Consider the following 11,682-nt stretch of genomic DNA (forward strand, 5'->3'; position numbering starts at 1 on the left):
CTTTCGAATACATAGGGGTAAGAAGCGAACGCAGGGAACTGAAACATCTAAGTACCTGCAGGAAAGGACATCAACCGAGACTCCGCAAGTAGTGGCGAGCGAACGCGGACCAGGCCAGTGGCAATGATGAATAAAGCGGAACGATCTGGAAAGGTCGGCCATAGAGGGTGATAGCCCCTTACGCGTAGAACAGTCATTGTCCTTGAGTAGGGCGGGACACGTGAAATCCTGTCTGAACATGGGGAGACCACTCTCCAAGCCTAAGTACTCGTGCATGACCGATAGCGAACAAGTACCGTGAGGGAAAGGTGAAAAGCACCCCGACGAGGGGAGTGAAATAGAACCTGAAACCGGATGCCTACAAACAGTCGGAGCCCGCAAGGGTGACGGCGTACCTTTTGTATAATGGGTCAACGACTTAGTGTAACTAGCAAGCTTAAGCCGGTAGGTGTAGGCGCAGCGAAAGCGAGTCTGAATAGGGCGATTGAGTTAGTTGCATTAGACCCGAAACCGAGTGATCTAGCCATGAGCAGGCTGAAGGTTGGGTAACACCAACTGGAGGGCCGAACCCGTATCTGTTGCAATAGATTGGGATGACTTGTGGCTAGGGGTGAAAGGCCAATCAAACTCGGAAATAGCTGGTTCTCCGCGAAATCTATTTAGGTAGAGCGTCGACCGAATACCCTCGGGGGTAGAGCACTGGATGGGCTATGGGGACTCACCGTCTTACTGATCCTAACCAAACTCCGAATACCGAGGAGTACTAGTCGGCAGACACACGGCGGGTGCTAACGTCCGTCGTGAAAAGGGCAACAACCCTGACCTCCAGCTAAGGTCCCCAAGTCATGGCTAAGTGGGAAAGGATGTGAGGATCCCAAAACAACCAGGATGTTGGCTTAGAAGCAGCCATCATTTAAAGAAAGCGTAACAGCTCACTGGTCTAAATAAGGGTCTTTGCGCCGAAAATGTAACGGGGCTAAAGCCATGCACCGAAGCTGAGGATATGCCGTAAGGCATGTGGTAGCGGAGCGTTCCGTAAGTCTGTGAAGGCGGACCCGTGAGGGCTGCTGGAGATATCGGAAGTGCGAATGTTGACATGAGTAACGATAAAGGGAGTGAGAGACTCCCTCGCCGAAAGACCAAGGGTTCCTGCTTAAAGTTAATCTGAGCAGGGTTAGCCGGCCCCTAAGACGAGGCGGACACGCGTAGTCGATGGGAACCACGTTAATATTCGTGGGCCTGGTGGTAGTGACGGATCTCGTGTGTTGTACATTCTTATTGGATTGAATGTGCGGCGAAGAGGTTCCAGGAAATAGCTCCACCGTATAGACCGTACCCGAAACCGACACAGGTGGTCAGGTAGAGTATACCAAGGCGCTTGAGAGAACTATGTTGAAGGAACTCGGCAAATTGCACGCGTAACTTCGGAAGAAGCGTGACCCCATTTTAGGCAACTATGATGGGGTGGCACAGACCAGGGGGTAGCGACTGTTTATCAAAAACACAGGGCTCTGCGAAGTAGCAATACGACGTATAGGGTCTGACGCCTGCCCGGTGCTGGAAGGTTAAAGGGAGGGGTGCAAGCTCTGAACTGAAGCCCCAGTAAACGGCGGCCGTAACTATAACGGTCCTAAGGTAGCGAAATTCCTTGTCGGGTAAGTTCCGACCTGCACGAATGGCGTAACGACTTCCCCGCTGTCTCCAACATAGACTCAGTGAAATTGAATTCCCCGTGAAGATGCGGGGTTCCTGCGGTCAGACGGAAAGACCCCGTGCACCTTTACTATAGCTTTACACTGGCATTCGCCAAGGCATGTGTAGGATAGGTGGTAGGCTTTGAAGCAGGGACGCCAGTTCTTGTGGAGCCATCCTTGAAATACCACCCTTATCTTCGTGGATGTCTAACCGCGGTCCGTTATCCGGATCCGGGACAGTGTATGGTGGGTAGTTTGACTGGGGCGGTCGCCTCCGAAAGAGTAACGGAGGCGCGCGATGGTGGGCTCAGACCGGTCGGAAATCGGTCGTCGAGTGCAATGGCATAAGCCCGCCTGACTGCGAGACTGACAAGTCGAGCAGAGACGAAAGTCGGTCATAGTGATCCGGTGGTCCCGTGTGGAAGGGCCATCGCTCAACGGATAAAAGGTACGCCGGGGATAACAGGCTGATGACCCCCAAGAGTCCATATCGACGGGGTTGTTTGGCACCTCGATGTCGACTCATCGCATCCTGGGGCTGGAGCAGGTCCCAAGGGTATGGCTGTTCGCCATTTAAAGCGGTACGTGAGTTGGGTTCAGAACGTCGTGAGACAGTTCGGTCCCTATCTGCCGTGGGTGTAGGAATATTGACAGGATCTGTCCCTAGTACGAGAGGACCGGGATGGACGTATCTCTGGTGGATCTGTTGTCCTGCCAAGGGCATAGCAGAGTAGCTATATACGGAATGGATAACCGCTGAAGGCATCTAAGCGGGAAACCAACCTGAAAACGAGTGTTCCCTATCAGAGCCGTGGAAGACGACCACGTTGATAGGACGGGTGTGGAAGCATGGCAACATGTGAAGCTTACCGTTACTAATAGCTCGATCGACTTCTTCGTTCCCATTGTTCATGTTCATCAAACAAAGTTCGATGACATCATTCTTCTGTCCTGACGCCCGAAGGGCTCCGGACGGGCCGCGCCAAAAGGCGCGACGGACTAGCGTCCTGTATGGCTGCCACGCTCGATCTCGAGCAAGGCAGGCAAACGGACCAGTCACGGAAAGACGTGTAATTAAGATAAAAAGTGGCAATGCCACCCAGCTTCTCGAAACAACACTCATGTGAAAACATGATCAATGTTGCGTTTTGCCGACCTGGTGGTTATCGCGGGGCGGCTGCACCCGTTCCCATTCCGAACACGGCCGTGAAACGCCCCAGCGCCAATGGTACTCCGTCTCAAGACGCGGGAGAGTAGGTCGCTGCCAGGTCTGCAAAACGCAACATCAAATCTTCTCAAATCAAACTTCGGCCCAGCCGATACAAGAGGGCCGCTAATAGCGGCCTTTTGTCGTTCCGGGACTTAAAACATAAGGCAAACGCCTCGTGCGTCCCTTACAGGAGACAAATCGCCTTCGGCAATTTGCTCCGGCAGTAGGCATCACAGCTTCCCTGTGATGCAGTCGCGATAAATCCCATAGGGATTTACACTGGTAACGCGGGGTGGAGCAGCCCGGTAGCTCGTCAGGCTCATAACCTGAAGGCCGCAGGTTCAAATCCTGCCCCCGCAACCAAAATCTTCAAGACTTATCAAACGAATAAGCCCTCCTCATCGGAGGGCTTTTGCGTTCTAAGCCCTCAAATGCCTATGCATCATCTGAGTCGTAATCTGTCTCTCTTTCTGTGGCCGATTCAGCCTTTCGAGATTGCGATAAATCCGGATTTGGCCATGATGCGCAAATCATCCAACGAAGAAGAAAGCCGCCGTGACCGCCGACCCGTTGCAGATACTCAAGACCGTTTACGGCTATGACACGTTCCGCGGACGCCAGGGCGATATCATCCAGCATGTCATGGCGGGAAACAATGCCTTCGTCCTCATGCCGACGGGCCTTCCTTCAGGTCCGATCTTTGCCAGTGGCACCGCGGGGCAGCTCTAGGATATGCCGGATCGAACTCTTTGCCTGACCGCCGTGTTTCTGATGATCGGCTGCTTCGCGTTGATTGCTTCTAAAGCGGTTGCTGCGCCAAAGCGGGACGATCAAGTCCGTACCGATGTCGGTGGATTCAAGCTCAATAGCGTCCTGGTTGAGACTGGTCGGAAGCCAGACTTGCCACCAATCGTCTTTATTCATGGCGCCAGCGCCAGCCTTTACGATCCGATGTTCTCGTTTCGGACAAAGCTACAGGAACGGGCCAAGCTGTTGTTCGTCGATCGCCCGGGTCACGGCAATTCCGACGTCGGTGGTGAGCAGAACATTTTGCCCGACGGTCAAGCCGACTCCATTGCCGCCCTCATGCAGAAGCGAGGCATCAACCGCGCTATTATTGTCGGTCACTCCTTCGGGGGAGCAATTGCCGCGTCCTTCGCCGTTCGCCATCCGGATATGGTCTTAGGCCTCGTCTTCCTGTCTCCGGCGGTCTACCCATGGAATAGCGGGATCGCCTGGTACTACGAGGCCGCCAGCGCCCCGATCACAGGCACTCTCTTCAGCACTCTTATCGTGCCACCTATCGGGCTTATGACGATCAACAATGCCACGAAAGGCGTCTTTGCTCCGAACCCGGTTCCCGCCGACTACATCGACAAGACACGTGCCCTGCAAGCGCTGCGGCCGCTCGCATTTCGGCACAATGCGAGAGAGGTTGCGGCTTTGAGCGACTGGGCCAGAGCGGCTTCGGTGAATTACCACAAAATCAAAGCGCCTACGGTCATCATCACTGGTGATACTGATAGTATCGTCTCCCCTGAGGTCCACTCCCGTCATCTCGCCCGCGATATTCTCGGTGCCCGTCTGATCGTCGTGCACAATCTCGGGCATAAGTCGGATTTCGTCGCCGGCGATCTGGTAATCGCGGCGATCGAGACGGTCGCAGGCCGCAAGTCGAACCTCAACGCCGTGAAAAGGGATGTCGAGCGGAGGATAGCACGTGACGGCAAGGATTGATGTCTGGCAGCGGCGGTGCCAGTGGGGACTATCCAGCCTCTATGGTCTCGCGGGCATTCTGCATATCGTCCTGCCCAAACCCTTCCTCGGTATCACGCCTGCCTGGGTTCCTGAGCCCGAGGCGGTTATTTTCCTGACCGGTCTGTGTGAGATCGCCGGCGCCGTCGGACTTCTGGTGCCACGGCTGCGGAAAGCCGCCGGCATTGGCCTGGCGTTCTATGCAATCTGCGTATTCCCGGCCAATATCAAGCATGCCATCGACAGCCTTGGTGCAGTGACTGTTTCGCCATGGCAATGGTCCTACCATCTCATCCGATTGCCTTTGCAGCCTTGCCTGGTGTGGTTGGCGCTCTTCGCGGGAAATATCGTCGTTTGGCCATTCAGGCGTGGCGAAAAATAGCTTTGATATCGTCTGACGAAATTCGAAAAGTTTCATCGTCGGCGGATGCATCCTGAAGGCTGGGGAAAGCATGGGCAAGATCACGCTCACCGACGAGATGGGTGGTGTTGCGCACATGACGATCGCCGACGTCAAACAATCCAACGGCGTCATCCATGTCATCGACAAGGTTCTTTGCCCAAGATGTAGTCCGGGGCCATTCCGTCATCAGAAAGGCCGGCGACACTTGAGGTCGCCGGCCTTTTCAGTTTTCGTCGTTGAACGTCAGCCGAATTACATGTTCGGCAGAACGGCGATGTCGCGCACTTCGTTGTCGAGCCCCGTGATCGGGCCGACTTCGCTTGCCGCGCCAGTTTCGAGGTTGACCGTGTAGAGCGTCTTGGATGCGGCGAGATACGCCACGTTCTTGCCGTCCGCCATGCCCTGAATATCAAAGGCATAGGCCGCGGGCTTGTCTTTGAGGCCGAGTTTGCCGATTGCTTTCAGCGTGCCGTCATTCGGCTTGGTCTGCTGGATCAGCGCGCCGATCGTGGCATCGATATTATACATGGCAGTCTTTTCAGGCTTGCCGACGGAGTTTGTATAGGCAGCAGCGACGATGTTCGGGGTCTCGCCCTTGTGCATGTCACCCTCCTCGAAGGCAAGCACACCGTCAACCGTCACCGCGCCCGTATCCGGATGGACGCGATGGTTGGTCGTTCCGGTCATGAAGCGCAGGCGATCGGCCATAGGGTTGAAGTCGACCACGACAGGGGCTTGCGTCATGGTCAGCATTTTGTCCATCTTGGCGACGTCGGTGGCGGCGCCTGTTTCGAGATTGATCGAGACGATGCGATGATCCGGGGTGACGCCGATCACCGTCTTGTTGCCGGGGCGGAAGTCGATGCCTGCAAGCTTGTCGACGCCAGTCACGTCCATCTTTTTCGTCACCGCCGGTTTCTCCGTATCGAAGATGACGAGTGTCTTGTCGCCGGTCAGGCCGAGGACGGGGGCCGCGAATGCGGCCGATGCCACTGTGATGGAAGCAGCGGAGGCAATCAGTGCGAAACGAATGATCTTCATGTCTTTCTCCCGTGTTGAACCGTTCGGAAGTCGTGTAGCGCTCGGCTCTCGACGCTTCCTGAACTGAAGACACGCCAGCCATGCCGTTTGGATGCAGCCTGCGAAAAAATAATTTCGGCTTGCATCCATTCGTTGATTCGGCGGGTATAGTTTTCAAAGCCGACAGTCTTCTTCGTCGGTGTTGGGAGAAGATAGATGCTGATGGGCTCTAGGCCGGACGATCTCGATACGGCACTTGCTGCCTGTGCCAAGGGTGATCGCAATGCGCTTCGCTTGATCTTTGATCGGGAGGCGGGACGCCTGATAGCGGTCGCCGAGCGCATTGTCCGGCGTCGCGAGCTTGCCGAAGAGGTGGTGCAGGACGCCTTCATCCGGATATGGACCCATGCGCATCAGTACAAGGCCGATCGCGGCTCCGCCCGAGGCTGGATTTATGCCATTGTCCGCAACCGGGCACTTAATCTCCTGCGGGATGGAAAGCGCGAGCACACAGTCGAGGAAGTGGAGGCCCTGCGCGAAAGCGAGCAGGCGGATGAGGTCATGGCGGCATGGCACAGGCTGGACCGCAGTTCGCGGCTCTACGATTGCCTTGGCGGACTCGACGAGAGTAAGCGGAGCGGCATTCTTATGGCCTATATCGGCGGCTACTCGCATGGCGAGATCGCCGGGAGGCTGCGCATTCCGCTCGGTACGACGAAATCCTGGATCAGGCGTGGCCTTGCAGCTCTCCGGGAGTGCATGGCATGACCTACGATCGTAAGGATATCCCTGCTATTGCCGATGAATATGTCCTGGGCCTGATAGAGGCCGGGGATGTTGACGAGGTTGAGGCTGCCATGGAACGCGATGCTGAACTGCGCGCCGCAATTGCTGCCAGCCGCGAGCGCTTCCTGCCACTCGACATGAGCGTGGCACCCGCTATCGTCACCGAGCAGCTTTGGCAGCGCATCGAAGCGGCCTTGCCGGTCCAGGATCAACCCGGTGTTATGCCTCTGATCTCAAATGCCAATGACAACCGTAGAAGCGGTTGGCGAATGGTCGCGATCTCGGCCGTCGCCGCCACCTTTTTGCTCGCGATAGGGCTTGCCTACAGCCTGACCCGGACGGTGGAACCGCTTGTCGTCGCGGTTCTAATCAATGATGCTGGGGAGGTGCAGGCGGTCGTCGAAGATTTCGGCAACGCGCAGGCGACGATCCGTATGCTGGCCGATTTCAACATCCCCGGGGACAAGACGATCCAGGTTTGGACCCTGCCGTCCAAAGACACAGGGCCCGTATCGCTTGGCCTGATCGACGGTGCGCGCTCGGCGCATCTGGCTGTTCCGGAATTGCCAACACCAAGGGGGGACCAGCTCTACGAGATCACCCTGGAAGACGCTGGCGGATCTCCAACCGGGCGTCCGACCGGACCGATCCTCGCTAAGGGCCTCGCGAAGTTGCTGCGATAACAATCGCGCCAGATATCTCCGTTTCGGTGCTTGTATGGTAGCTCAATATTTTGATGATGTGAGTTATAGAAAGGCTGGCTATAACTCATGTGACGTGTGCACTGGCCTGCTTACCAGGCAACCTCGTAGATACTGGCGGCATCCGATAGCGACATGGTACGCGGGTTATTGACCAGCAGGCGGGTCTGCTCCATCGCACTTTCCGCGAGCAGAGGAATTCCCTCCTTTGGAATTCCGACATGCCTCAGCCTTACGGGAAGATTAAGGCGCACTGGCAGCATCGTTAGTCCGTCGATGAAACCGGAGAGCCGTCCGTTCTGATCGGCAGGCTCAAGGTGAGGAAAGAGACACGGTGCCAGTTCCGCGTAGGCATCACCACACACCGTCGCGTTGAAGCGCAAGACGTGCGGCAGTACCAGACTGTTGGAAAGACCGTGGGGAACGCCGTAGCGGCCTCCGATCGGATAGGCGAGAGCATGAACGGCAGCGACAGGCGAATTGGCAAAGGCCTGCCCCGCCAACATTGCACCCAGCAGCATCGACTGTCTGGCGGCAAGGTCGGTTCCATCCTCGACGGCGATCGCGATATTCGCTCCGAGAAGCCGCAGGGCTTCTTTGGCAAGGGCACGGGAAACGGGATTGTTGTTTGCACTGGCGGACGTGAAGGCCTCGATGGCGTGGACCATTGCGTCAATTCCCGTCGCCGCGGTCACGGCGGGAGGAAGTCCGATGGTCAGGTTCGCGTCGAGAAGCGCCACGTCTGGCAGAAGTACGGGTGATACTACGCCCTTTTTCTGGTGTTCGCCCGTGGTGATGATCGAAATCGGCGTGACTTCCGATCCGGTACCGGCCGTTGTCGGCACGAGCACCAGCGGCAGACGCTCCCCCGTCACCTTGCCAACGCCGTAGATAGTGTCGAGCGCTTCGCCGCTTTTGGCAATGAGCGCCACAAGCTTTGCGACATCGAGCGACGAGCCGCCGCCGATGCCCAGCACACCGGTTGCGCCAAACGTCACCGCCTGTGCCGCAGCCGCATGGATGATGGCTTCCGGTGGATCAGCGACAACACCGGTGAAGATTGATGTTTCGGCGCCGGCTTCTGTAAGACTGGCAAGCGCCGGCTGAACGAGCCCCGCCTTGACGACCCCATCGTCCGAAATCACCAGAACGCGCGGACCGAGCATGCTCCTCAGCTCCGAAAGCTTTGCGATACAGCCCGGTCCCGCAATGATCTGCGGGACGGTTGCGAATGTGAATGTGGACATCCTGCCGACCTTTTACTGATGCCATTTGACGAGAGGCTGATAATGATGCGGCTGACGCATGACAACAAGGTCTTTTCGCCGGACGATGTTCGTTGGATAGGGTGTATCGAGATTGGTGGTGTCGACGGTCGCACCGGCAATCCCTTCCGCGTCCGGTATCACCGATTCCTGACGCGGAAAGGCAAAGGAGTCCGGCCCGAACACGGCACTCTTGCCCAGATATCTCCGTGGCTCATCAAGTACATTGGCGAAGGCGAAATAGACGTTGTTCTCGCCGCAGCGGGGTCTTTTCTCGGGTCTTCTGGATGTGGCGGGTCTGCTGGGCCCGGCATTGGTGCATTCGGCGATAACACTGCCGTCGCACGACGGCTCAGAACCGGCATAGTGCGCCTCAACAGCTCCGCCTGGGATGGGGGCCGCCCCCTTCGGCGGCTACAAGTAGTCGGGCAACGGTCGGGAATATGGCAAGTTCGGTCTGCAGGAGTTCACCGAAATAAAGGGCATCGTCGGCTTCGGAGACTGACCGTTACGACCCATCTCGCATCGTGACGCGTTCATCGGGACTCGCCTCGAAATCGGGAAGCTTCGGATCTTCATCCCCATCGCGCCGTGCCGACGGCGATAACAGGGCCGGTTGCCTGACCAGTCGGCGAGCCGCCGAAAGGTTCGACGCTGATCGCGAAGATGGTGCCTTCGGTGATGCTGTTGCGCATGTCTGCGGGGATTATAAGATCGCCATTCGTGCCGGGCTGGAAGACGCCGAGCGAGCGGGTCTTGCCGCCGTCCAGCACCAGCCACAGTTCCAGCGATTTTTCGTCGGTCTTACCGGTTGCAACAGGCACAATGCGCATCCGTCCGGATTCCGCATCGTAGGAGGCGAGGAGATTAACCTGGCTGTCGGTCGTTGCAAGTTCGGCTACCAGCGGGGTGGCGCCCTGCCACTTTTCGGGGAAGGCGGCGTAAACGATGGCGGCCACGGCGGTTGCGCTGGTAACAACCGAGATCCAGCGCCAGAAGGACGCGGAATTCCAGAGGCTGCCATTGGTACTGGCGGTCCTGCTGCCGAACAGGCGTTCTTCGATACGCGCAAGAACAGCAGCGCTCGGTGCCTGCTCCTGGTAATCGGCATTGAAGTCGGAAAAATCCGCCTCCCAACGCTGCACCAGCTGTGCGAAGGCCTCGTCGTCCTGCAGGCGTCGTTCCAGTTCACGGCGCTTTTCGAGCGGCAGGACGCCCAGGACATATTCACCGGCGAGGATGTCGTCTCGCGAATGCTTGCCACCGCTCTGTTCGCCCGTCGTCATCGCTGCATGCACTCTCTGAGCTTGAGAAGACTGCGTCGCAGCCAGGTTCTGATCGTGTTAAGCGGCACGCGCAATTCTTCGGCGAGTTCGAGATAGCTTAAGCCCTCGACATAGGCCCGGCGCACCGCCTGTGCGTGTACGGTCTCAAGCTCGCGCATGCAGTCTTCGATCCTGCGGCCTTCATCGGCGAGAACGATCTGCTGCTCAGGATCGCGGGCGCTCTCGTCGGCAAGATCGTAGGCTTCCTCAATGTCGTCGGTTATGGGCTTGCGTGCGCGGATCGTGTCTATTGCATGGTTGCGGGCAATGGCGGCAAGCCATGTGGCGGGTTTGCCGGCGCTGGCGGCAAATGTTCGAGCCCGCTGCCATACCTTGATATAGATTTCCTGCAGCGCCTCCTCGGCTTCCGTTCTGTCACGCAGGATTTTCAGGCAGATCGCGAAAAGCTTCGGACTGGTTGCCTGATAAAGCGAGACGAATGCTGAACGATCACCCATGCCGACGCGGTTGATAAGGCCTGCGATCTCTGTGCCCTGCATTCGAACCTTCCTTGCTGCGCCTCCTTTATAGGGTCGTCTTTCGCAGGAAGACAAGAGATGCATGCTCATGCTGCGAACCTGGCAACGACTGGGCCGCAGGGTTATCGGACTTAAGCGGCCGGTAAGAGGGGATGTCGTCATCATAGGCCCGTCGGATTTTCCAGCGGGCCGATAAGCCGCACCGTGATGAGATAGCCGATTGTAGCCGCTGCCGCAGAGACGAAGGTTCCCCATAGGAGATCGGCGACGGTCAGGGTCGTGGACCAGCTTTTCAACGTCGCCTGATTGGTCAGGTCGTAAGTGGCATAGGCCATGAAGCCGACCACTGCGCCATAAAGCAGCGCGGTCGTCCATTCCCCCGTCTGAAAGGCCGGGCGAACCGCAAGAAAGGTCAGGCCGGCGGCATAGATGAGGTAAAAGATGACCGCCGGAGCAAGCCGGAAGTTTTCTGCCAGAAGATCGCCGATGGCCGGGCGGTAAAGACGCGACGCCATCGTGCTCAACCAGATGAAATCAATCACCAGAAAGGCGACGAGGGTAAAAAGGTAGGCTGCGAAATAGGTTTTCATTGGTGTTTTCCTTTGCAGGGCATCGATAAGGAAGCGACGATGGGGGGTCGAAGCAACGTGAAGATGTGGCTAGTCGATCCTTGTCCAGTTTATGCCCTTGCACAGCAGGCCGGCGACGATACAGCCTTTCGTGGTCATGCCGTTGCCGTTTATTGTCACTGTTATCCTGTAGGATTTATCCCGCTGGGGGTCGAAAGCGGTGCCGGAATAACTGCCTGCCTCTGTCTGCTTTATGTCCATGATCAGCCGGTCCCCGGCCTTTTCCTTCGGGGTGCCCGGCTTGATCCAGGTGTTTGTGGCACAGATATTTTCACCGCAGGGCGCGATCAGTACTTTCGCCTGGCCGTCTCCGCGCGCCCAGTTGCCGTCGATATCGGCCGCCGTCGCGCTGGACGCGACCAGCAGTGGCCATAGGACGGAAGCAACCGTCAACCCGTTGATCATCATTGTCTCT

Annotated in this window: 11 protein-coding genes, 1 tRNA gene, 2 rRNA genes and 3 pseudogenes (1 of these 17 only partly in view); 10 read left to right on the top strand and 7 right to left on the bottom strand. The window is 57.2% G+C overall.

Features of this window, described 5'->3' with window-relative positions; genetic code table 11:
• From CFBP6623_RS19985 to CFBP6623_RS20010, 7 genes and pseudogenes are all read left to right on the top strand, one after another.
• Positions 1–2,594 (top strand): 23S ribosomal RNA (locus CFBP6623_RS19985); it begins 292 nt to the left of the window's first position.
• Positions 2,595–2,849: 255 nt separating this feature from the next.
• Positions 2,850–2,964, top strand: a 5S ribosomal RNA gene (gene rrf / locus CFBP6623_RS19990).
• A gap of 226 nt (positions 2,965–3,190) precedes the next feature.
• Positions 3,191–3,267, top strand: a tRNA-Met gene (locus CFBP6623_RS19995).
• Positions 3,268–3,459: 192 nt separating this feature from the next.
• Positions 3,460–3,633, top strand: a complete 174-nt coding sequence (locus CFBP6623_RS26915) for a hypothetical protein (protein ID WP_167379176.1) — start codon at positions 3,460–3,462, stop codon at positions 3,631–3,633.
• A 3-nt stretch (positions 3,634–3,636) separates the two neighbouring features.
• Positions 3,637–4,641 carry an alpha/beta fold hydrolase gene (locus CFBP6623_RS20000; RefSeq protein ID WP_080842871.1) on the top strand — a complete coding sequence of 335 codons (1,005 nt, stop codon included), beginning with the start codon at positions 3,637–3,639 and terminating at the stop codon, positions 4,639–4,641.
• On the top strand, positions 4,625–5,041 hold the full coding sequence (locus tag CFBP6623_RS20005; protein ID WP_046801924.1) for a DoxX family protein: 417 nt from the start codon (positions 4,625–4,627) through the stop codon (positions 5,039–5,041). Before CFBP6623_RS20000 ends, CFBP6623_RS20005 begins: the two co-directional genes overlap by 17 nt.
• Positions 5,042–5,078: 37 nt before the next feature.
• Positions 5,079–5,225: pseudogene (locus tag CFBP6623_RS20010) on the top strand (fasciclin domain-containing protein); the annotation flags it as partial.
• Between the two features lie 89 nt (positions 5,226–5,314).
• On the opposite strand, the gene CFBP6623_RS20015 reads toward CFBP6623_RS20010, so the two are convergent.
• Entirely contained in the window at positions 5,315–6,103 is a 789-nt protein-coding gene (locus CFBP6623_RS20015; protein WP_046801926.1) for a DUF4394 domain-containing protein, read from the bottom strand.
• A gap of 201 nt (positions 6,104–6,304) precedes the next feature.
• Here CFBP6623_RS20015 and CFBP6623_RS20020 point away from each other — a divergent pair, with 201 nt between their 5' ends.
• Positions 6,305–6,850: a sigma-70 family RNA polymerase sigma factor gene (locus CFBP6623_RS20020; RefSeq protein ID WP_046801995.1), complete on the top strand. Its 546-nt coding sequence runs from the start codon at positions 6,305–6,307 to the stop codon at positions 6,848–6,850.
• The gene (locus CFBP6623_RS20025) at positions 6,847–7,551 is read left to right on the top strand and encodes an anti-sigma factor (protein WP_046801927.1); all 705 of its coding nucleotides are present in this window, start codon (positions 6,847–6,849) and stop codon (positions 7,549–7,551) included. The genes CFBP6623_RS20020 and CFBP6623_RS20025 overlap by 4 nt, the downstream gene beginning before the upstream one ends.
• Positions 7,552–7,661: 110 nt before the next feature.
• On the opposite strand, the gene CFBP6623_RS20030 is transcribed toward CFBP6623_RS20025, so the two are convergent.
• Entirely contained in the window at positions 7,662–8,816 is a 1,155-nt protein-coding gene (locus CFBP6623_RS20030) for an iron-containing alcohol dehydrogenase (RefSeq protein ID WP_080842872.1), read from the bottom strand.
• A 12-nt stretch (positions 8,817–8,828) separates the two neighbouring features.
• A pseudogene (locus CFBP6623_RS20035) lies at positions 8,829–9,104 on the bottom strand (nitrilase-related carbon-nitrogen hydrolase); the annotation flags it as partial.
• Between the two features lie 66 nt (positions 9,105–9,170).
• Between CFBP6623_RS20035 and CFBP6623_RS27100 the strand changes: the two are divergent.
• A pseudogene (locus CFBP6623_RS27100) lies at positions 9,171–9,339 on the top strand (aldehyde dehydrogenase family protein); the annotation flags it as partial.
• 70 nt (positions 9,340–9,409) lie between these two features.
• On the opposite strand, the gene CFBP6623_RS20045 reads toward CFBP6623_RS27100, so the two are convergent.
• The 4 genes from CFBP6623_RS20045 to CFBP6623_RS20060 form a co-directional block, all read right to left on the bottom strand.
• Entirely contained in the window at positions 9,410–10,120 is a 711-nt protein-coding gene (locus CFBP6623_RS20045) for an anti-sigma factor (protein WP_046801930.1), read from the bottom strand.
• The gene (locus CFBP6623_RS20050; protein ID WP_046801931.1) at positions 10,117–10,659 is read right to left on the bottom strand and encodes a sigma-70 family RNA polymerase sigma factor; all 543 of its coding nucleotides are present in this window, start codon (positions 10,657–10,659) and stop codon (positions 10,117–10,119) included. Before CFBP6623_RS20050 ends, CFBP6623_RS20045 begins: the two co-directional genes overlap by 4 nt.
• A 140-nt stretch (positions 10,660–10,799) precedes the next feature.
• The gene (locus CFBP6623_RS20055) at positions 10,800–11,228 is read right to left on the bottom strand and encodes a DUF2177 family protein (protein WP_046801932.1); all 429 of its coding nucleotides are present in this window, start codon (positions 11,226–11,228) and stop codon (positions 10,800–10,802) included.
• 69 nt (positions 11,229–11,297) lie between these two features.
• The gene (locus CFBP6623_RS20060; RefSeq protein WP_046801933.1) at positions 11,298–11,675 is read right to left on the bottom strand and encodes a DUF2147 domain-containing protein; all 378 of its coding nucleotides are present in this window, start codon (positions 11,673–11,675) and stop codon (positions 11,298–11,300) included.
• Positions 11,676–11,682: the final 7 nt, after the last annotated feature.

The sequence above is a fragment of the Agrobacterium tumefaciens genome (assembly GCF_005221385.1).
In the GTDB taxonomy this organism is placed as follows: Bacteria; Pseudomonadota; Alphaproteobacteria; order Rhizobiales; family Rhizobiaceae; genus Agrobacterium; species Agrobacterium tomkonis.

Excerpts from the sequence above, each read along its gene's own strand:
- CFBP6623_RS20045 (WP_046801930.1), bottom strand. The coding sequence starts at position 10,120 with ATGACGACGGGCGAACAGAGCGGTGGCAAGCATTCGCGAGACGACATC.
- CFBP6623_RS20030 (WP_080842872.1), bottom strand. The coding sequence starts at position 8,816 with ATGTCCACATTCACATTCGCAACCGTCCCGCAGATCATTGCGGGACCG.
- CFBP6623_RS20025 (WP_046801927.1), top strand. The coding sequence starts at position 6,847 with ATGACCTACGATCGTAAGGATATCCCTGCTATTGCCGATGAATATGTC.
- CFBP6623_RS20020 (WP_046801995.1), top strand. The coding sequence starts at position 6,305 with ATGGGCTCTAGGCCGGACGATCTCGATACGGCACTTGCTGCCTGTGCC.
- CFBP6623_RS20015 (WP_046801926.1), bottom strand. The coding sequence starts at position 6,103 with ATGAAGATCATTCGTTTCGCACTGATTGCCTCCGCTGCTTCCATCACA.
- CFBP6623_RS20000 (WP_080842871.1), top strand. The coding sequence starts at position 3,637 with ATGCCGGATCGAACTCTTTGCCTGACCGCCGTGTTTCTGATGATCGGC.
- CFBP6623_RS20055 (WP_046801932.1), bottom strand. The coding sequence starts at position 11,228 with ATGAAAACCTATTTCGCAGCCTACCTTTTTACCCTCGTCGCCTTTCTG.
- CFBP6623_RS20050 (WP_046801931.1), bottom strand. The coding sequence starts at position 10,659 with ATGCAGGGCACAGAGATCGCAGGCCTTATCAACCGCGTCGGCATGGGT.
- CFBP6623_RS20060 (WP_046801933.1), bottom strand. The coding sequence starts at position 11,675 with ATGATGATCAACGGGTTGACGGTTGCTTCCGTCCTATGGCCACTGCTG.